This window comes from Nocardioides zeae (assembly GCF_010686755.1).
Lineage (GTDB): Bacteria > Actinomycetota > Actinomycetes > Propionibacteriales > Nocardioidaceae > Nocardioides > Nocardioides zeae.
Genome location: NZ_JAAGXA010000007.1, coordinates 79,822 through 99,660, shown reverse-complemented (window position 1 = coordinate 99,660; position 19,839 = coordinate 79,822). Strand labels below are relative to the sequence as shown.

Here is a 19,839-nt window from a genome sequence, read left to right as displayed (position 1 = left end):
TCTTTTACTTTTCCGGTGTCGCTCTTCCCGGCTCGGCGCGCTGCGCCGGACGAGCCGCGCCGCGTAGGATGGAAGGGATGGACACGAGCACGGACCACTCGCCCGGTGAGGTGATGTCCGATTCCTCGGCGGTCCCTGACGGCGGTGCCGCCGGACTGTCACGCCGGGACCGCTTGCGCATCGCGACGATCGAGGAGATCAAGGCCGCGGCCCGCGAGCTGCTCCTGCCACCCCCGGGCGGCGGCGACCTGTCGCTACGCGCCGTGGCGCGGGAGATCGGCATGACGCCGTCCGCGATCTACCGCTACTTCGAGTCCCGCCAGGACCTCATCGAGGCACTGGCCCGTGACGCGCTGGAGTCGGCCGGAGCGGCCCTCCGGACCGCTGACGAGGCCGACACCCACGCGAGCGCCTTCTCGCGGGCGGTCGCGCTGGCCTCGGCGTACCGCCGCTGGTGTCTCGACCACCAGGCCGAGTTCGCGCTCGTCTTCCGCGACGGCCAGCGCGCGGACACCCTGCGCCTCGACACCGTCGCCTTCTACAGCGTGCCGCTGCAGATCCTCCTCGAGGAGCTGCGGGCCGAGCGCGTGCGGATCCCCGCCCACACCGACGTGGTGCCGACCGTGCGGGCCGACGTGCTCGAGCTGGCCGCAGGGCTCGCGCCCGAGGGCGTCGAGCCCGCGACGATCGTCTACCTGATCTCGGTGTGGGCCGCCGTGCACGGCTTCGTCTGCCTCGAGCTCTTCGGGCACGTCCCGAGCATCCTCGACGATCCCGAGGACGCTTTCGAGCGCCACGTGCGGCTCGTCCTGCGATCGGTGCTGGAGTACGCCTGACGGCCCGGACCGTCGGTGCCTCGCGTCAGGCGTGGCGCGGGGCGCGCGGGAAGCCCAGTGCGACCTGCACGGCAGCCGAGAGCGCCGCCTGGCCCTGGCGGAGGTCGGGCGACGTCGCGTCCCCCACCAGGGTGAGCAGCCACTGCCGTGCGTCGAGGTCGTAGCCACCGGCGGCGACCAGCGTCACGAGGTCACCCCACGACTCGAGGATCTGGGCGACCTCGGACCCGTCGCCCCGCCAGGCGACGACGGACCCACCCTCGAGCGCCGCCGACGTCAGCGGGGAGTGCCAGGTGATCTCGTGCGCGCTGCGGGCGCGCCGCAGCCAGCTCGGCATGCTCCCGGCGCGCTCGCCCCGGCGTACGCCGCTGGCCATCGTGGTCATCGCCCACTCGCCGCTCCGCCGGCCGATCCACCAGCCCGCGGCGTCGAGCCGCGAGGCGAACCGGTTGCCCACCATGCTCAGCCGATCGACGAGCGGAGCCGCGACCATGTCGTCGAGGTCGTGGAGGCAGCGCTCGAGGGCGTCGACCACGTTGCCCTGGGCCAGCGGCTCCGGAGCGGGCTGCACCTCCTCCCGGGCCGCACGCTCGAGGGCCTCCAGGATGCCCACGGCGAGGCGCCTCTCGAGAGCGGTGAAGTCGCGTCCGTCCCGGCGCAGGACGAGCTCGACGGGGTATCCGGACGGGTCGACGTGCCGGAGCACGAGCAGGTCGCCGGTGTCCGACCCGCGCGGCGAGGCGTCGGGGTGCACGTCGGGGTAGGCCGTGGGGTGGGTGTCGGCGAGCAGCCGGGGCGACCCGGATCGCGTCAGCACCGTGACGTGGTCGACCCCCAGCGCGCCGCGCAGGGTGCGCTCGACGAGGTCCACCCAGTCCGTGACGCGGCACGGCGTCGTCTTGCTCTGTCTCACGATGGTCCTGCCCGTCCTCGCGCCTGCGGCGGGGTTCTCCGCCGTCCGTCGGCTCCGTGGGAGCTGGAGCACCGCGTCCCGGATAGGACTGCGGTGCCCAGCACACGCCGAGATGCGAGCCAGCCGTCCCTGATTGGGTAACGGCTTGTCCATTGAACGAGTGTTTCGTCGACGCGTCACGCCGGTGCGGCGCGGATCACGTCCGTTCCACGATACTCAGCGGTTGAAGCGCTGCTGGGCCTGCTCGAGCCCCTCCGTCACCAGGCACTCCACGGCGTCGGCGGCGTCGCCCACCTGGAACGGCAGCTCCTTCTGCTCCGTGCGCGAGTAGTCCGCCAGCACGAAGTCCGCGACCTCCTGGCGTCCGGGCGGGCGGCCGATCCCGGCCCGTACCCGGTGGAAGTCGCCCGTCCCGAGCGACGACCGCATCGACTTCAGGCCGTTGTGCCCGTTGTCGCCCCCACCGAGCTTGAGGCGCAGCGTGCCGAAGGCGATGTCGAGCTCGTCGTGCACCGCGACGATGCGCGCCGGGGCGATCTTGTAGAAGGTGGCGAGCGCCTTGACCGGCCCGCCGACCTCGTTCATGTAGGAGCGCGGCTTCGCCAGGACCACCCGGGGTCCCGGCGTGCCCGGGGCGCCGACGCGTCCCTCGACGACGTCGGCGCGACCCGTCTTGTGGGCCCGGAACCGGCTGCCCCAGCGCTGGGCGAGCTCGTCGACGACGAGGTATCCCACGTTGTGCCGGTTCTGGGCGTACGAAGGGCCGGGGTTGCCCAGCCCGACGACCAGCCACACCTCGGTGGTCGTGTCGGACATGGGCAGCCCCGGCCTCTCGTGTCGTGCGTGTGCCGGCCCGCGGCGGGCCGGCGGGAGGTCACTCGTCGTCGGAGGAGGCCTCGTCATCGGAGGAGGCCTCGGCGCCGGCCTCGTCCTCGGGCTCGTCGCGCTCGATGCCGACCTCGGCCTCGGCCTCGGCCAGCTCCGCCTCGACCTCCTCGGCGGTCTGCGCGGCGGTCACGTTGACGACGAGCACGTCGGCCTCGGTGACGAGCGTCGAGCCGGACGGGATCTCGAGGTCACCGGCGGTGATCTGCGTGCCGGCCTCGGCACCCTCGACGGAGACCTCGAGGGCCTCGGGGATGTGGGTCGCCTCGGCCTCGAGCTGGACGGTGGCGTTCTCCGTGACGACCAGCGTCTCGGGCGCGGCGTCGCCGACGACCGTGACGGGCACGTCGACCGTGACCTTCTCGCCACGCTTCACGGCGACGAAGTCGACGTGCTCGATGACGCGGCGCAGCGGGTCCACCTGGATGTGCTTGGTGAGGGCGAGCTGCACGGCGCCGTCGACGTCGAGCTCGAGCAGGGCGTTGGCGCCACCGTGCTTGAGGGCGAGCATCGTCTGGTGGCCCGGGAGGGTCACGTGGATCGGGTCGATCCCGTTGCCGTACACCACGGCCGGGATCTTGTTCTCACGGCGGATGCGGCGCGCGGCGCCCTTGCCGAACTCGCTGCGGACCTCGGCGGCGATCTTCTCGCTGGACATGCTCAGGACTCCTCGTCGGACTTCGTCTGCGGCACCGCGAGGTGCCAGGTCGGTCGCGCCACGGCAGCACAGCGCGGCGAACCAGAGGTCCGGCCGGCCCTGTCGATCACGGAACCCGGAGGTTCCCTCGCCGAGGCAACCGCAGGAGTGTAGCGACGCCGCGCCCGAGGGACCAAAACACCCCGTGCGGGGCGTGGCTGCGCGGGGGCGCTGGGGGCGCGGGGGCGCGGGGGGGCGCGGGGGCGCGGGGGCGCGGGGGCGCTGGCGACCGAAGATGTGCGGCTGGGACAGCCCCAGCGCGACCCGAGCACCACCACGCGCACAGTTCCGGCACCGACCCCGCGTCCACCCGTCCGACGTCATGCGCGGCGGTGGCCAGGGGCACCGGACCGCATGACGTCCCGGTACGGCGCGGGGCCGCCCGCGTCGTACCAGGACCAGCCCGGCACCGCCCGACGCAGCCACCCGCCGGACGACGTCCACCGCGGTCGCTCGAAGGAAAACGCGGACCGGGCGCCCCCGGCAGTCCGCGTTTTCCGGTTCCAGCCGGAGCCGGTCCGCGTTTTCTTCTCCCGGGCGTGGCTCCGGCCCCAGGCCCCCGGGCGCGCCGTACCCCGGCGCCGTACCCCTCAGCGGCTGACCGTCACCACGGCCGGGGCGCTCTCGAGGACGCCGAGGACGGCCGACACCTCGCAGCGGGCCGACGGCTGCTCGGCGAGCAGCCCGCCCGAGGCCTGGGGCACGAGGGCGGCGCAGGCCCGGAGGGTCGGGGGTCCGCCGCCGAGCTGGCGGACGGCGTCGGTGAGCGCGGCCGTCCCGGTGGCCGCGCTGTCGTAGACGGGTTCCGTGCCTCCCGCGAACGCCACGTCGACGAGCACGTCGACGGACTCGCCCTGCGTGACCGCACCGCGGTCGACGCGCAGCTCGATCCCGCGGGTCTGCTGCAACGGGAACGCCAGCCGGTTGTTCGACGCGTCGGCGAGGGCGGCGTCGAGGTCGGACCGTGCCTCCTCCTCCCAGCGCTGCAGCGCGTCGTCCTCGGCCCCGAGGTCCAGCTCGACCTCCGCCGCGACCTGGGTCTGGGACCCGCTGAGCGGTACCTCGACCCGCCACGCGCACGCCTGCTGCACGCCGGCGTCGGTCGGCGCGAGGTCCGCCACCACGCCGGGGTCCCAGGTGACCCCCGAGCGCGGGCAGCCCCCGGACGCCGCGGCCGGCAGGAACGTCAGCAGCGTCACCGCGTCCCGCGACTCCCCCGGACGGGTCGGGAGCGTCACCGTCAGCTCGACGTCGACGGTGCGGGCCGCGGGGTCGTACGCCGCGGCGCGGCTCGTGGTCAGACCGCTGGGGTACGACGCGGGGGGCGACTGGACCCGCTGCACGGGCAGCGAGGCGCGGGCCTCCGTGCCCGCCCCGGGATCGGCGTCCCCGTCGCCCCGCACCATCTGCAGGACCAGGGCCGCGACGACCGCGAGGGAGACGGCCACGACGACGCCGAGTGCCCAGGTCGGGACGCGGGACCCCGCGGCGTGCGCCCGGTGGGGCCCCCGCTCGGCCGATCGCCCCGGCTGTGCCGGGTGCTCCGGGTGCTCCGGGTGCTCCGGCTGCCCCGACCGCTCGGGCTGGGGCGGCAGGCCCGCGGCCGTCGGCACCGGGCCGGGCAGCACCGGCCGCAGCTCCGTGCCCCCGGTGGGGACCCCGCCCCCGACCCCGCCCGCGACCCCGCCGGCGACCTCACCCGCGACCTCACCCGCGACCTCACCGGGCGCACCGCGACCGTCGTCCACCACCGCGGGGCCGACGTGGTGACGCACGACGGTGCGCTGGGCGGTGTTCCACGACATCGGCTCCGACTGGGCGGGCAGCGCCGGGGCGTCGAGCGCGTCGGCCGGGAGGTCCCGCAGCGCCTGGGCGGTCGCGGCAGCGGACAACCGGGTGGCCGGGTCCTTCGCGAGGGTGATGGCCAGGACGGTCCAGAGCAGCGGGTGCACCGGGAGCGCGGGCGGCTCGACCGTCACGTGGCGGTTGCCGATGGTGTGGACGGTGCCCTTCCCGGCGAACGGCGTGCGGCCGGCGAGCAGCTCGTAGAGGAGCACGCCCGCGGCGTACACGTCGGAGGCGGGGCTGAACCGGCCGTACTGGAACAGCTCCGGCGGCATGTACCCCGGGGTGCCGATGAGCCCGGTCGCCTGCACCGTCGACTCCTGCGCGAGCCGCGCGATGCCGAAGTCGGAGAGCCGCACGCCGCTCCCGTCACCCGGCACGCCACCCTCCAGCAGCACGTTGTCGGGCTTGATGTCCCGGTGGAGGAAGTTCGCGGCGTGGGCGGCGGCGAGCGCGTCCAGCACGGCGCACGTGACGAGCACGGCCTCCCGCGCGGACAGCGTGCCCACCTCGCGGAGGTGGCGCCGCAGGTCGCGTCCCTCGACGAGGTCCATGACGATCGCCAGGTCGGTGCCCTCGACGACGAGGTCGCGCACCCGCACGATCCGCGGGTGCTCGAGGTTGAGCAGGATCGAGCGCTCCTGGATGAAGCGACCGACGATGTCCGCGTCGTACACGTAGGTCTCGCGCAACAGCTTCGCGGCGACGTGCTGGCCGGTGGTGCGGTCGACGGCCCGCCACACCTCGCCCATGGCGCCGGCGCCGAGCCGCTCGCGCAGCTCGTAGCGGCTGCCCAGGGCCCGCGGGCGCCCCTCCTCCACCGGGCTCACGCGCCCGTGGGGACGGCGAGCCAGTACAGGTGCTGGGTCTCGGGGGCGCCGGTGGCGACGACGCTGCGGACACCCGGGTCCTGGGTCGTGGAGGTCAGGGCGACCACGGCGGCGTCGGGGAGAGCCTGCTGCGTGGCGAACGACAGGGCGGGACCGGCGAGGCCGTCGCCCGCGTCGAGGGTCAGCGCGGGCAGCGCGGCGGCGACGTCGGTGGACGTGCCGCTGCCGGCGGACTCCACGGCGCGCACGAGGGCGACGACCGCGTCGTGGCTGGCGAGGTCGGCGTCGGCGCCGTTGACGTCGAACGGGCGACCGAGCACGTCCACCGCGTCGGCGTCGGCGGTCAACGAGCGGAGCGCCGCGAAGTACGCCGCGGCGCTGTCCCCCGCCGGCCCCTCGGCCAGCGTCGTGGCGTCGCCGGCGTCGGGTCCGGCGGTGAGGAACGGGGCGGAGAGCACGCCGCCGCTGTCGGCGAGCACGTCGGCGAAGACCGGGCTCAGCGCGTCGGGGGTCAGCACGACGGGCACGTCGGCCACGGTCTGGATGCCCTGGACGAACCGAGCCTGGTCGGCGGCGGCGCCCGCGAGCACGACGCTGTCGATCGCCCGCTCGTCCACGGCGTCCGCGACCGCGGTGACCGCGGCGCCGACGCCGTCGGCCCCGAAGGTCCCGGCGCGTGCGCCCGTCACCTGCGGTTGCTCCGCGGCGCCGATGGTGATCACGTAGGGCCGCGACGCGGCCACCGCCGCGAGCGCCGCACCCAGGCCGTCGTCGACCGCAGTGGCCGACGGAGCCGTGCTCCAGGTGCCGTCGGGCAGCTCCGCCGCCGTCAGGTACGGCGCGACGACCGGCACCCCGGACTCCGCGGCCCGCTCGAGCGCGGCGGTCGTGTGGGGGCCGGTCGTGCCGAGCACGATCCCGCTGACCCCGGCGTCGACGAGCTCGTCGACGACGGCGGCCGCACCCTCGGCGGTGCCGCGGTCGTCGCGGCCCAGGACCTCGACGTCGACCCCGCCGTCCGCCAGGCGCCGCTGGGCCACCATCGCGCCCTGCGCGAGCGCGAGCACGTCGGTGCCCTCCGCCCCGGACCCCACCGAGCTCACCACGACGCCGATGCGGACCGGCCCGTCCACGTCGGCCTCCAGCGCCACCCGGGCCGGGGGCACGGGGGTCACCTCGACCGCGTCGTCGTCGTTCGTCTCGTCGTCGTCGCTGCACGCGGCCAGGGGCAGCACGAGGAGGGTCGCGACCAGCGCCGCCGCGGCACGTCGGCCCACGAGCCCGGGCCTCACTGCGGCACCACGTGGAAGGTGTAGACGGTGAGGACGCTGCCGTCGACGTCGACGCCGGCGGTGTTGAGCTCCTCCTGCCGGTCGACGCCCAGCTCGAACTGCCGCTGCTGGCGTGCGACGTCGCGCAGGTCGAGGCGCCGCACGGCGGCGAACCCGGTGGTGCTGCCGAGCTCCTCGAAGACCGTGCGCTGCGACTGGCCGGCCGACGACGCGTTGGACGCGAGGGCGCCGAGGATGCCGCGGCCGGAGGCGGCCGAGCCGAACTGGCGCAGTGCCTCGTCGAGCGAGGCGACGAGCGTCGTGCTGGTGCCGCCGAGGTCGACCCCGGTGGCCCCCATGTCGGCGACCAGCGCGTCGCCCGCGGCCCCCAGCCGGCCCTGCAACAGCTGCGCCGCACCCGTCAGGCGTCGGTCGGCGCGTCCCTCGAGGTCACCGGCGACCGCCGACCCCCAGCCCTCGACGGCGTCTCCGTCGGTCTCCAGGCCCGCGGCGTACTGCGCGATGAAGTCCTGCAGCAGGCCGTCGACGGACTCCTGGGCGTCCGCCAGGTCGAGGCGGTTGCCGTCGAGGTCGGTGCCGACCGCGGCGAGCGCGTCGTCGGCCGTGTCGAAGTAGTCCCCGACGTCCTGGGTCAGCGCCAGGTTCTGGCAGTCGAGCGCCGCCCACGCGGCGGCCAGCAGGTCGAGCGCGGTCGAGCCGGCCGACGTGCCGGGCTCGGGCAGCGTGGCGCAGTCCGTCGTCGGAGCCGTGGCGCCGAGGCCCCCGCCGGCGGTCCGGGCGGCGTCGATCTCGGCCTGCAGCGTCGTCACCGCGGCGACGACGTCGTCGGTCCCGTCCGTCCCTGCGGCGAGGGCGTCGTCGACCGCGTCGAGCGCGTCGGCGAGCAGCCCGACCTGCTCGTTGATGCCCGCCAGGGCACCGGGGACGTCGACGTCGACGAGGTCGCGCACCTCGCTCCAGGCGGCCGTCAGCTCGTCGAGCCGGGTCTCGAGCACCGACGTGCCCTCCGGCGTGGACGGACACAGGTCGAGGCCGGTGACCCCGCCGAGCAGCTCGTCGAGGAGTCCGCCGACGCCGCTGCCGGGTGTCCAGGTGCCGTCCCACAACGGGGCACAGACGACCCCGAGCAGGTCGTCGATGCCCGCGCCCAGCGACACGAGGGCGCTCGGCCCGGTCCCGGTGCCGTCCAGCTGGGCGTCGGCGATCTGCTGGATCGTCGTGACGCTGCCGGCCAGCGCGCCGCCGTCGGCCACGAGGGCCTGCAGGTCCACGAGCTCGCCCCGCAGCGTGGCCAGGGCGGCGCTCAGCTGCGTGCGCAGCTCCTCCACCTCGGTCGCGACCCCGGCGGTGCTGAGGGCGGTGAGCAGCCCGTTGAGCGAGGAGACGGCGGCCTGCACGTCGCCCAGCTCGGTCGCCACGTCACCGAAGCCGGCGGGGCGCACCTCGCCGGCGAGGTCCGTGGCGAGGGTGGCGAGCTCGCCGGCGGTGCCCTCGAGGGCCTGGCCGGTGGCGGCGAGCTGGCAGGTGACGGAGCGCGGGGTGCCGGTCGCGACCTGCGCCGGGCTCGGGCAGCTCGTGGCCGGCGACTCCGCCTCCGCCCGGGTGCCGACGAGGGCCGTGAGCGCCTCGGTCGTCACGGCCGCGCACTCCCCCGACGCGTCGGCGTACGTCGCGAGCAGCGCCCCGACGGAGGTGAAGAGGTCGCGGAGCGTCGCATCGCCGCCGGCGGCCAGCGACGCGTCGACGGCGCAGCTGCCGGCCACGGGGCGCACCGAGATGAGCTCGCGCGGCGCGACGTCGGGCGGCCCGACGAGCGCGCCGAGGTCGCCGAGCGCCGTGTCGAGGTCGGCAGCCCCGGAGCGACCCGCGGCGTCGAGGGTGCGGTCGATCTCCGCGCTCTTCGTGCCGAGGTCGGTCACGATGGTCGCGATCTGGTCCGGGATGTCGCCGCGGGAACCCTGCAGCTGTCCGACGGCCTCGGCGCCGACGCCGCTCGCGGTGCTCTCGAGGTCGGCACGGATGTCGGTGAGCACCGTGCTCGCGCCGGTCAGCACCTGGTTGACGGCGTCGATCGTCGTGATCGTGTCCTGCTGGAGGCGGCGGGCGCTGCCGGCGCGGTCCACGAACGCCGCCTGCACGAGGGCGTCGACCGAGGGGTCGCTGACGAGGCCGGGCTGCACGCTGAGGTCGAACGTGGGCGGCGCGAAGTCGTCGGCCTCGAGCACCAGCCGGAAGGTCGCGGTCGTCGCGAGGCGCGGCGGAGCCAGCATCGCGGCCCACTGCACCACCGGTGCACCGTCGGCGTCGCGTCCGAGCACCCCGTTGGTGACGTCGTCGCCGTCGGCGGCCGCGGTGACGACGCGGGTGGACGCGTCGAGCCCGACGCCGCCGACGACCGTGAGGGGGCTCCCGACGAGGGCGAACTCGTCGTACTGCCGGCCCTCGGAGGAGTAGGCGACCTGCGCCGGACGCACCGTCGTGTTCTGCACCGTGACGTCGATGGTCACCCGGCCGTCGTGCCCGGCGAGGTCGGCCAGGTCGGTCCCCGAGCGGCCGTCGGCCCGGTAGGAGGTCAGCACCCGCACCGGCAGGTCGGCGTCGGCCGGGTCGACGGCCTCGTCGGTGGTCGACACCTCGCCGTCGCCGCCCTCGGTCACGAGACGGTTCGACACGCTGGCGACCCCGCCGTCCCCGGTGAGCGTGACGTCGACGCTCCGGAGGCTGCGGGGCTCGTCGGCGGAGGCCGTCGGGGGCGCCGACACGAGACCGGCGGCCAGCAGGGCCACCGACCCGAGGAGGGCGGTGCGACGCACGGCGGGGGTGACGAGACGACCGCGCGACGGCGCGCGATGCGTGGGTGCCATGCGGCGACCTCCGAGAGGCTCCGCCCCGGGCGGCGCTCCCCCCGGGGCCGTGGACGTGACGGTGTCCCCGGCAGCCTAGGTCGGCGGTGCGGCGACGGGGGTACCTTCGCCGAAGTTCGGCAGTGGTCCAAACCACCCGGACCCCGGTCTAGACCAGGGTCCTCGTGGGAGGGACCGAGGTCCGGGCCGGGGTCCGGGTCGGGTGGTGCTGGTGGGTCCGCCGCGCTCAGGCGTGACCGTCGAACATCGACGTCACGGAGCCGTCCTCGAAGACCGCCTGGATCGCCTGCGCCAGCAGCGGCGCGATGGAGAGCACGGTGAGCTTGTCGAAGCTCTTCTCCTCCGCGAGCGGCAGCGTGTTCGTCAGGATGACCTCGACGGCCGGGCTGTTCTTCAGGCGCTCGGCCGCGGGGTCGGACAGGATGCCGTGGGTGGCGGCGATGATGACGGCCTTCGCGCCCTCCTGCATGAGGGCCTCGGCGGCCTTCACGATCGTGCCGCCGGTGTCGATCATGTCGTCGACCAGCACGCAGGTGCGGCCCTCGACCTCGCCGACGACGCGGTTCGCGACGCTCTCGTTGGGACGGTCCGTCCGGCGCGTCTTGTGGATGAACGCGAGGGGCACGCCGCCGAGGCGGGCCGACCAGCGCTCGGCGACCTTGATGCGGCCCGCGTCGGGCGACACGACGGCGAGGTCGGACTCCGCGCCGTACTTGTCGCGGACGTAGTCCGCCAGGATCGGCAGCGCCATGAGGTGGTCGACGGGACCGTCGAAGTAGCCCTGGATCTGGTCGGCGTGGAGGTCGACCGAGATCAGCCGGTCGGCGCCGGCCGTCTTGAAGAGGTCCGCCACGAGACGGGCGGAGATGGGCTCGCGGCCCCGGTGCTTCTTGTCCTGGCGGCTGTAGCCGTAGAACGGCATGACCACCGTGATCCGCTTGGCCGAGGCGCGCTTGAGCGCGTCGACCATGATCAGGTGCTCCATGATCCACTCGTTGATCGGCGCCGTGTGGCTCTGCAGCACGAACGCGTCGCAGCCGCGCACCGACTCCTCGTAGCGCACGTACTTCTCCGAGTTGGCGAAGTCGTACATCGACGAGGGCACCAGGCCCGTGCCGACGAGCTCGGCGACCTCCTCGGCCAGCCGGGGGTGTGCCCGCCCGCTGAAGACCATGAGGTTCTTCTCGCCTACCAGCTTCATTCCGCTCACGCCGGATGCGCTCCTACCGCTCGATGCCGTCACCACGGCCGGCTTCCCTGCGTCGGCCTCGGCGATTCTCCCGCACCCCTCCGGCGGCGCCAACTCAGGGTCGGCTCCGGCTCACCACGTGGTCACCTCAGGAGAGCGGGGGCTGGCCGTCCGCGGGCTCGTTGTCGACGTCGTGGCTCCCGTCGTGGCTCCCGTCGTGGCTCCCGTCCGCTCCGCCCGGGTACGCCGCGCCCTGCGCCTCCGCCGCGGCAGCGGCCTGCGCCGTACCGGGGCGACGCCGCGCCACCCAGCCCTCGATGGCGCGCTGCGGGCCGGCGGACACCGCCAGGGCCCCGGCGGGGACGTCCGTGCGGACGACGGTGCCGGCACCCGTGCTCGCGCCGTCGCCGATGCTGACGGGCGCCACGAAGGTGTTGTTCGACCCGGTGCGGGCGTGCCGGCCGACGACGGTGCGGTGCTTGGCGATCCCGTCGTAGTTCGCGACGATCGTGCCCGCTCCGATGTTGGTGCCCTCGCCGATCTCGGCGTCCCCGACGTAGGACAGGTGCGGCACCTTCGCCCCGTCGCCGATCACGGCGTTCTTGGTCTCGACGAAGGCGCCGATCTTGCCGGCAGCGCCCAGCCGGGTGCCGGGCCGCAGGTACGAGTACGGCCCCACGGTCGCACCGCCCCCGATGACGGCCAGCTGGCCGTGGGTGCGCACGACGCGCGCTCCGGCGCCGACCTCGCAGTCCTCGAGCGTGGTGTCGGGGCCGATGACCGCGTCCTCGGCGACGACGGTGGCGCCCAGGAGCTGCGTGCCCGGGAGGATCGTCACGTCGGGAGCGAGCACGACGTCGCTGTCGATCCACGTGGTGTCCGGGTCCATGATCGTGACGCCGACCTCGGTCATCCAGTGGTCGAGGATGCGGCGGTTGAGCAGTCGGCCCAGCTCGGCCAGCTGCGCCCGGTCGTTCGCGCCGCGGGTCTGGGTCTCGTCGTCGATGCAGTAGGCCCCGACCGTCAGCCCCGTGTCGCGGGCGATCCCGACGGCATCGGTCAGGTAGTACTCGCCCTTGGCGTTGTCGTTGCCGATCGCCGCCAGGGCCTCGCCGAGGAACGCACCGTCGAAGGCGAGGATCCCCGAGTTGATCTCCCGGATCTCGCGCTGGTCGTGGTCCGCCTCCTTCTGCTCGACGATGGCGACCACGTCGCCCTCCTCGTCGCGCACGATGCGGCCGTAGCCCGTCGGGTCGTCGATCTCGGCCGACAGGATGCTGACGGCCCGCTCGGCCGCCTCGTGGTCGGCGACGAACGCCGCCAGGCTCTCGCCGCGCAGCAGGGGGGTGTCGGCGGTGAGCACGACGACGGTGCCCTCGACGCTGCCCCCGAGCGCGTCGACCGCCACCCGGGCCGCGTGCCCCGTGCCGTCCTGCGACTCCTGCACCGCCAGCACCGCGTCGGGCTCCAGCTCGCGCACGTGGGCCCCCACGGCCTCGCGCTGGTGACCGACCACGGCGACCACCCGGGCAGGGGCGACGGCGCGCGTGGCGGCGAGCACGTGGCCCACCATCGTGCGGCCCCCGACCCGGTGGAGCACCTTCATCGTCTTGGACCGCATGCGGGTGCCGCCACCGGCGGCGAGGACGATGACGGTCACCTGGCTCATGGGGGGACACCCTAGACCGACCGGACGACGCGGGCTTCACCTAAGGTGGTGCCTCGCCCCGCTCCGCGCGCGGGCGTTCCCCGGTTGCTCTGCTGGCACGGGCGGGCGGACTTTGAATCCGTCTTTCGTTGGTTCGATTCCAACCCGGGGAGCCCCTCGTCGCCACGCGCTCCGACGCGGCGCGGCACTCGTCGCGACGGGCCGGTGCCGGGAAAGAACCAGGAAAGAAAACGCGGACCAGGCCCCCGAGCGGGGAAGGAAAACGCGGACTCCGGGGCCGACACGCCCGGCCCCCGGCCCCGTCCGGTCCGCGTTTTCCTTCTCCGGGGCCAGCGCCCCGCGCACTTTCCTCAGCCCAGGATCGCGACGGCATCGTCGGAGGCGAAGAACGGCGCGAGCCGCTCGCGCACGATCCGCTCGAGCTCGCCGTTCTCGCGGGCGACGGCGAGCAGCCGCGGGCCGGCGGTGGTCACGACGGCGGCGATCTCGTCGCGGCCCACCCCGAGGTCGTCGAGCACCTCGGCGAGCGTGTGGGGGCCGTACGTCGCGACGAGGCTCCGCACGACCCCGGCGGTTAGCTCCCGCGCGGCCTCGGAGGCGAGCACGCCGATGACGAGGTCCTGGACGGTGCCGGCGACGCGGCGTACCTCCTCGGCGTCGCCGGTCGGCCGCGGCAGCGGACGGTCCGCGTAGGTCTCGAGGACGCCCACGAGCGCGTCGCGCGTGCCGGGGTCGCGGAGCGTGGCGAGGAGCACGGCGTTGAGCCGCCTCATGGCGATCACGGCGCCCTTGCCGGCGGTACCGCCGACCAGCTGCTCGACCTGGCGGTCCGCGGCGCCCATCACCTTGCCGGCCGCGCTGGCGCCGAACGACACGAGCGACCCGACGCCGGGGATCTTCTCCGCCACGGCCCGGTTGGCCTGCACGACCTCGGCCACGACCCGGGTGAGGAACGTGGCCGCCAGGCCCGCCGCCTCGGGGCTGCGGGTCAGGTCGTCCAGCAGCGCCTCGAGCTCGTCGGTGCGGGCCAGGAAGGCGTCGAGGAGCGCCACCAGCTGCTCGCGGTCGACCAGGTCGTCGAGGGTCACGGGTCCGGACGGTCCCGCGTGCACGGCGTCGGCGATCGCCTCGACGACCGTGCTGACGAAGGCGCTGCCGGGGGCGGTGGCGGTCAGCGCGTGGACCGCGGTCGCGACCTCGTCGGCCTCGACGACCTCCTCGACCCGCACCACGGCGGCGACGGCGAGCACGTCGTCGACGTACCGGGGCAGGCGCTCCGCCGCGCCCGGGCCGGTGAGCTCGTCGAGCACCCACGCGACCTGGGCGTCGAGGAGGCGCTCGGCGGTGGTGGGGGCCTGCTTGTCGGTGGCGACCATCCGCGCAGCATAGGGCGGTCGGGCGACGGGGATAGGGTCGTGCCGTGGACCTTCCGGTGATGCCGCCCGTGCGGCCGATGCTGGCGAAGTCGGTCGCCGGTGTCCCCGATCCGGCACGGCACCCCGGCGGCCTGTCGTTCGAGCCCAAGTGGGACGGCTTCCGGTGCCTCGTCTTCAAGGACGGCGACGAGGTCGAGCTGACGTCGCGCAACACGAAGCCCCTGACGCGCTACTTCCCCGACGTGGTCGCCGCGGCCCGCGCGCAGCTCCCGGACCGGTGCGTCCTCGACGGGGAGCTGTACGTCGCGACGCCCGCCGGCGCCGACGGCGCCGGTCTCCCCCGGCTCGAGTTCGAGGTGCTCCAGGAGCGCATCCACCCCGCCGACTCGCGCGTGCGCATGCTCGCCGCGACGACGCCCGCGGGCTTCGTGGCGTTCGACCTGCTCGCCCTCGGCGACGAGTCCTACGTCGAGCGCCCCTTCGCCGAGCGCCGCGCCGCCCTCGAGCGGGCGCTCGCCCACCTCGCGGGGCCCGCCGACGCGACGGACGACGGACCCGCCCTCACCGGCTGCCACCTCGTCCGCACGACGACCGACCCCGACGAGGCCCGTGCCTGGTTCGAGCAGTTCGAGGGTGCCGGGCTCGACGGCGTCATCGCGAAGCCGCTGGACGCGCCGTACACCGAGAACGGCCGCACGATGTTCAAGATCAAGCACGCGCGCACGGCCGACGTCGTGGTCGCCGGCTACCGCGAGCACAAGACCTCCACGCCGGAGCAGCCGCTGCTCGGGTCGCTGCTGCTGGGCCTGTACGACGCGGACGGCTCCCTCCAGCACATCGGCGTCTCCGCCTCGTTCACCGCCGCCCGGCGGGCCGAGCTCATCGAGGAGCTCGCGCCGCTCGTCTGCCCGCTCGGCGAGCACCCGTGGGGCGCCTGGGAGGAGTGGGCGGTCGCGAACCCGGACCGGGTGCCCGGCACCCAGTCGCGGTGGAGCGCCGGCAAGGACCTCTCCTTCGTGCCGCTGCGGCCCGAGCGCGTGCTCGAGGTGGGCTACGACCACATGGAGGGCCGCCGGTTCCGCCACACCGCGCAGTTCAAGCGGTGGCGCCCCGACCGGGAGCCCACGTCCTGCGGCTACGAGCAGCTCGACGAACCGGTGGGCTACGACCTGACGACCGTGCTGACCCCCCGCACCGACCCCGTGACCGACCCAGGAACCGACGCACCCCAGGAGACGCCATGACGTACCACGTCGTGCTGCTCGTCGAGCAGCCGTTGACCGAGCTGGACGCCCGCCAGGTCACCTCGCTCCACGTGGAGCTGGGCGAGGAGGTGGTCTACGACGTGCTGCTGCCCGTCGACGACGCCGCCGAGCGCATGGCCACCGCGGTCGGCACCCTCGGCTCGGGCGACCTGGTCGGCTCCCCCAGCTACGCCCTGGCGAGCATCGACTTCGACGGGCTCCACGAGCAGAGCGAGGAGGAGGCCCACGAGGGCCTCGCCGAGACGCTCGCCCAGCTGCGGGCCACGGGGGCGAAGGCCCAGGGCGCGGTCGTGGCCGACGACCCGATCGGGGCGCTGCTCTCGACGGTGTCGACCGTGGACGCGAGCGAGGTCATCGTGCTGACGAGCTCGCACGCGGTCGCCGAGTTCTTCGGCGTCGACTGGACGTCGCGGGCGCGGCGCCACCTCGACGTGCCCGTGCTGCACCTGCTCGAGCACGAGACGTTCGCCGAGCAGGCCGACGGCGCCGGCGAGGGCGTCACCGGTCTCTGACCCACCCCGGACGTCATGCGCCCCGGTGGGCGGGGCCGCCGCACCGCATGACGTCCTGGAGGGGTGGGGCGCCCGGCGGCCGCGGGAACGGCTCAGTCGGGCCGTCGGTTGCCCGCGTCGTCCCAGTGCTCGGCCACCTTCTTGCTGGGCTGCACGCGGGGCGGCTCGCCGGGCATCTTCGGGTGGTCCGGCGGGAAGCTCAGCTCCCCGCCGGGCAGCGTCTCCCAGAGCTCCAGCAGCGGGTCGATCGCGTGGGCCGTGGCGTCGATCTCGGCCCACGGGTCGCCGTCGGCGAGCCGCTCGGGGACCGAGAAGAGGTGGAGCTCGCGAGGGTCCGCGAGGTCGGCCAGCTGCTCCCAGGTCAGCGGTGTGCTGACGGGGGCGCCCGGCCGCGGCCGCAACGACCACGCGCCAGCCACCGTCCGGTCGCGGAGGTTCTGGTTGAAGTCGAGGAAGACCGACCCTGCCGGCCGCTCCTCCTTCCACCAGCTGGTCGTGGCCCCGACGTCGCGGCGCTCGAGCTCGCGGCCGAGCCCGATGGCCGCGTGGCGGACCTCCTCGAACCCGTACCGGGGCTCGATCCGCACGTACACGTGGATGCCGCGGTTCCCGCTCGTCTTGACGAACGGCCGCAGGCCGCGCTCCTCAAGCAGCTCTCGCGTCGCCGCAGCGACGCGCCGCGCGTCGGCGAACGTCGCCCCCTCCTGGGGGTCGAGGTCGACGCGGAGCTCGTCCGGGTGCTCGACGTCGGGCGCGCGCACGGCCCAGGGGTGGAACGTCAGCGTCCCCATGTGCGCCGCCCAGACCGCGGCGGCCGGCTCCGTGAGGCACAGCTCGTCGATCGGACGCCCGTTGGGCGTGGTGACGCGGCAGGTCTCGACCCAGTCGGGGGCGCCCTTGGGCAGCCGCTTCGAGTAGAAGCCGTCGCCCTGCTGCTGGCCCCCGGGCCCGACCGTGAGCGTCATCCCCTCCCGCCACCCGTCGGGCCACCGCTCGAGGGCGACGGGCCGCTGCCCGTTGGCGTGCATGAAGGCGTCGCCGACCGCGGCGAAGTACGCGCACACCTGCAGCTTCGTGACCTCCGGCGTGCGGTCCGTGGCCGCGTAGACCACCCGGTCGGGGCTCGAGACACGCACCTCCCGCTCTCCTACGACGACGTGCGCGGCGGGCGTCTTGGCCATGGCTCACCGTAACCGCTCCGGCCACGCGACCTCGTCTGGCACGATGCGCCCGTGCCGACCTGGTCGATCGTGCTGCTCGTCGTGCTGCAGGTGGCGTCGCTGGCCGCGGCCGTGACGTTCGGGGTGCTGCTGGTGGTCGACCGCCGGCGGGTCCGTCGTCTCGACGCCGAGGTCGCCGCCCTCCGCGACGCCGCGGCCCTTCCCCCGGCCTCGCGGCTGCGGCTGCCCCGTCCCCGCGAGGCCGTCCGGGCGGTCTGGGAGACGGTGGAGCTCGTGCGCGACCGCGGCGTCGGCGGTGCGCTCCGGTCCTCCATCGAGGAGCTCGCGGGCTGGGCGCAGGTGGAGCGGCCCGACCTGGTGCGGCTGGCGACCCACGACGGTCGGGTCACCATCCTCTTCTCCGACATCGAGGGGTCGACGACCCTCAACGACCGCCTGGGCGACCGCGCCTGGGTGCGGCTCCTGGCGCGCCACGACGAGGTGGTGCGGCGCGCCGTCGAGGCGCACGCGGGTCAGGTCGTCAAGACGCAGGGCGACGGGTTCATGGTGGCGTTCGGCCCGGCCGCCGACGCCGTCGGCGCCGCGCTGGCCGTCCAGCACGACCTCGCCGGCTGGCGCGCCGAACCGCGCGTCCGCGTGCGGATCGGGATCCACCGCGGCTCGGTGCTGCACCGCGACAACGACCTCTTCGGCCGCAACGTCGCGTACGCCGCGCGGGTCGCCTCCCTCGCCGACGGGGGCGAGGTGCTCGTCAGCGAGGCCGTCGCCGACGCGCTCGACGCCGACGAGCGCGCCACGCTGCTGGACCCCGAGGGCAGCCGGGAGGTGGAGCTGCGCGGCATCACCGGCACGCAGGTCGTCCACCGGCTCGTCCCGCCCACCGTGGCCGGGTGAGCCTGGGCCGCCGCAGTACCGTGGGGCGCATGGGTCACAAGGTCGAGAAGTCCGACGCGGAGTGGAAGGCGCAGCTCTCCCCGGCGGAGTACGCGGTGCTGCGCCAGGCGGGCACGGAGCGCGCCTTCACGGGTGAGTACACGGACACCGAGACGGTCGGCGTCTACCGCTGCAAGGCCTGCGACGCGACGCTGTTCGAGTCCGACACGAAGTTCCACTCGGGCTGCGGCTGGCCGTCGTTCTACCAGCCCGTCAGCGACACGATCGAGTACATCGAGGACAACTCCCACGGCATGAAGCGCGTCGAGGTGCGGTGCGCCAGCTGCGGCTCACACCTCGGCCACGTCTTCCCCGACGGGTACGGCACGCCCACCGGCGACCGCTACTGCATCAACTCGATCGCGCTCACCCTCGAGCCGCGTCCGGAGTCCTGACCGGCATCCCCTGACGACGCCAGGCGGCGAAGCCGCCGACGACGTCGGTGGCCGCGGTCAGGCCGAGGCGCTGCAGCGAGTCCGCCGCCAGCGAGGACGTGGTGCCCTCCGCGTCGAGGACCACGACGGGGAGCTCGTACGACGCGGCCTCGATGCGGCTCGGGCTCCGCGGGTCGAGGCGCCACTCGAGGTCGACGCGCTCGAGGACGAGCGCTCCCAGGCGGGGGTCGATCTCGCCCTGCTCCCGGCGCTGGGCGGCGGGCCGGACGTCGACGAGCAGCGCCCTCCCCCAGAGCACCGCCTGGTACGCCGCGCGCGGGCTCAGCCGCTGCAGGCGGGCCCGGGCGTCCGCGAGCATGTCGTCCACCCCGTCGAACCACACCTCCTCGAAGCGGCTGCCGGCCGGCTCGACGAGCCGGAGGGGCCGCGGGGGGCGGGCGGACGCGTGCCAGGTCTCGATCGCGGCGGCGCTCACAGCTGGACCCCCGCCTGCTCGACACCGACGACCTCGAGGCGGCCGCGGGACGCGACGTACCGCGTCATCGTCGTGAGCCGCGGCGCGTAGGCGTGCACCGACAGCGCCGTGGTCGCGGTCTCGTTGCGGACCTCGTGCACGTGTCCCGTCGTGTAGGCGCGGGACTCGCCGCGACCGACGTACCAGGGGGTCGGGTCACCGAGGGCCCAGGTGTTCTCGGTGAGGCGCCCGCGCAGCGTGGCGTAGGCGCCCCGCGACTCGCCGTGGTCGTGCCAGCCCGTGCTGAAGCCCGGCGGCCACGTCAGCAGCCACACCTGCAGGTCGGGCGTCGAGCGGAGCTCGAGCGACTGGCGCTCGGGGTGGTCGAGGTCGACGAGCTGGTGCAGGTCGGGGTCCGCGGCGATCTCGCGGAGCGTCTGCAGGAGGGGCAGGAGCGCGAGGCCGGGCGGCACGTCGGCGGAGGTCGCGGTCGAGGATGCGGAGCTGTGCGTGGTCATGGCTGTTCCCTGGGGGCTGTGTCGGCTGTGTCGTCGCCCGGCACGGACGCGGGCGGTCCGGGGCGACAGGGGTGTGGTCGGTCAGCGGGGGCGACGACAACAGCGACACAGCATCAGCACGAGCCAATTCCTACCAGAGGACTCGACTTGCGACCGGCGCGGCGCCCACATGGTGGGACGCGCGC

The 19,839-nt window shown here is 74.7% G+C and carries 17 protein-coding genes and 1 tRNA gene; 6 read left to right on the top strand and 12 right to left on the bottom strand.

Going from position 1 to position 19,839, the window contains the following annotated elements; all coding sequences use genetic code 11:
- The first annotated feature begins 77 nt into the window (after positions 1-77).
- On the top strand, positions 78-836 hold the full coding sequence (locus G3T38_RS11495) for a TetR/AcrR family transcriptional regulator (RefSeq protein WP_163772448.1): 759 nt from the start codon (positions 78-80) through the stop codon (positions 834-836).
- 25 nt (positions 837-861) lie between these two features.
- Here G3T38_RS11495 and G3T38_RS11490 read toward each other — a convergent pair whose 3' ends face one another.
- The 8 genes from G3T38_RS11490 to glmU form a co-directional block, all read right to left on the bottom strand.
- Complete coding sequence (locus G3T38_RS11490) at positions 862-1,749, bottom strand: hypothetical protein (RefSeq protein WP_163772447.1); 888 nt, start codon at positions 1,747-1,749, stop codon at positions 862-864.
- 216 nt (positions 1,750-1,965) lie between these two features.
- Positions 1,966-2,565, bottom strand: a complete 600-nt coding sequence (pth, locus tag G3T38_RS11485; RefSeq protein WP_163772446.1) for an aminoacyl-tRNA hydrolase — start codon at positions 2,563-2,565, stop codon at positions 1,966-1,968.
- A 58-nt stretch (positions 2,566-2,623) separates the two neighbouring features.
- Positions 2,624-3,292 (bottom strand): 50S ribosomal protein L25/general stress protein Ctc, encoded by a 669-nt coding sequence (locus G3T38_RS11480; protein ID WP_163772445.1) that lies wholly within the window; start codon positions 3,290-3,292, stop codon positions 2,624-2,626.
- 629 nt (positions 3,293-3,921) lie between these two features.
- On the bottom strand, positions 3,922-6,006 hold the full coding sequence (locus tag G3T38_RS11475) for a protein kinase domain-containing protein (RefSeq protein ID WP_163772444.1): 2,085 nt from the start codon (positions 6,004-6,006) through the stop codon (positions 3,922-3,924).
- Positions 6,003-7,283, bottom strand: coding sequence for an ABC transporter substrate-binding protein (locus G3T38_RS11470; RefSeq protein WP_163772443.1), 1,281 nt, complete (start codon positions 7,281-7,283; stop codon positions 6,003-6,005). The genes G3T38_RS11475 and G3T38_RS11470 overlap by 4 nt, the downstream gene beginning before the upstream one ends.
- 11 nt (positions 7,284-7,294) lie before the next feature.
- Entirely contained in the window at positions 7,295-10,162 is a 2,868-nt protein-coding gene (locus G3T38_RS11465) for a hypothetical protein (RefSeq protein ID WP_163772442.1), read from the bottom strand.
- Positions 10,163-10,388: 226 nt separating this feature from the next.
- A complete protein-coding gene (locus G3T38_RS11460) occupies positions 10,389-11,372 on the bottom strand; it encodes a ribose-phosphate diphosphokinase (protein WP_460786238.1) in 984 nt (327 codons plus the stop codon).
- Positions 11,373-11,499: 127 nt separating this feature from the next.
- The gene (glmU, locus tag G3T38_RS11455) at positions 11,500-13,020 is read right to left on the bottom strand and encodes a bifunctional UDP-N-acetylglucosamine diphosphorylase/glucosamine-1-phosphate N-acetyltransferase GlmU (RefSeq protein ID WP_163772441.1); all 1,521 of its coding nucleotides are present in this window, start codon (positions 13,018-13,020) and stop codon (positions 11,500-11,502) included.
- Positions 13,021-13,097: 77 nt separating this feature from the next.
- On the opposite strand from glmU, the gene G3T38_RS11450 reads away from it, so the two are divergent.
- Positions 13,098-13,172, top strand: a tRNA-Gln gene (locus tag G3T38_RS11450).
- Between the two features lie 198 nt (positions 13,173-13,370).
- On the opposite strand, the gene G3T38_RS11445 is transcribed toward G3T38_RS11450, so the two are convergent.
- Positions 13,371-14,396 carry a hypothetical protein gene (locus G3T38_RS11445; protein WP_163772440.1) on the bottom strand — a complete coding sequence of 342 codons (1,026 nt, stop codon included), beginning with the start codon at positions 14,394-14,396 and terminating at the stop codon, positions 13,371-13,373.
- A gap of 44 nt (positions 14,397-14,440) precedes the next feature.
- On the opposite strand from G3T38_RS11445, the gene G3T38_RS11440 reads away from it, so the two are divergent.
- On the top strand, positions 14,441-15,640 hold the full coding sequence (locus G3T38_RS11440) for an ATP-dependent DNA ligase (protein WP_338037602.1): 1,200 nt from the start codon (positions 14,441-14,443) through the stop codon (positions 15,638-15,640).
- The gene (locus G3T38_RS11435; RefSeq protein WP_163772439.1) at positions 15,637-16,173 is read left to right on the top strand and encodes a hypothetical protein; all 537 of its coding nucleotides are present in this window, start codon (positions 15,637-15,639) and stop codon (positions 16,171-16,173) included. Before G3T38_RS11440 ends, G3T38_RS11435 begins: the two co-directional genes overlap by 4 nt.
- Positions 16,174-16,265: 92 nt before the next feature.
- On the opposite strand, the gene G3T38_RS11430 is transcribed toward G3T38_RS11435, so the two are convergent.
- The gene (locus G3T38_RS11430) at positions 16,266-17,354 is read right to left on the bottom strand and encodes a DNA polymerase domain-containing protein (protein WP_163772438.1); all 1,089 of its coding nucleotides are present in this window, start codon (positions 17,352-17,354) and stop codon (positions 16,266-16,268) included.
- 51 nt (positions 17,355-17,405) lie between these two features.
- On the opposite strand from G3T38_RS11430, the gene G3T38_RS22670 reads away from it, so the two are divergent.
- Positions 17,406-18,248: an adenylate/guanylate cyclase domain-containing protein gene (locus G3T38_RS22670; RefSeq protein WP_163772437.1), complete on the top strand. Its 843-nt coding sequence runs from the start codon at positions 17,406-17,408 to the stop codon at positions 18,246-18,248.
- Between the two features lie 29 nt (positions 18,249-18,277).
- Positions 18,278-18,682 carry a peptide-methionine (R)-S-oxide reductase MsrB gene (msrB, locus tag G3T38_RS11420; protein ID WP_163772436.1) on the top strand — a complete coding sequence of 135 codons (405 nt, stop codon included), beginning with the start codon at positions 18,278-18,280 and terminating at the stop codon, positions 18,680-18,682.
- On the opposite strand, the gene G3T38_RS11415 is transcribed toward msrB, so the two are convergent.
- Positions 18,654-19,157: a rhodanese-like domain-containing protein gene (locus G3T38_RS11415; protein WP_338037601.1), complete on the bottom strand. Its 504-nt coding sequence runs from the start codon at positions 19,155-19,157 to the stop codon at positions 18,654-18,656. The genes msrB and G3T38_RS11415 overlap by 29 nt on opposite strands.
- On the bottom strand, positions 19,154-19,654 hold the full coding sequence (locus G3T38_RS11410; protein WP_163772435.1) for a cysteine dioxygenase: 501 nt from the start codon (positions 19,652-19,654) through the stop codon (positions 19,154-19,156). The genes G3T38_RS11415 and G3T38_RS11410 overlap by 4 nt, the downstream gene beginning before the upstream one ends.
- Positions 19,655-19,839: the final 185 nt, after the last annotated feature.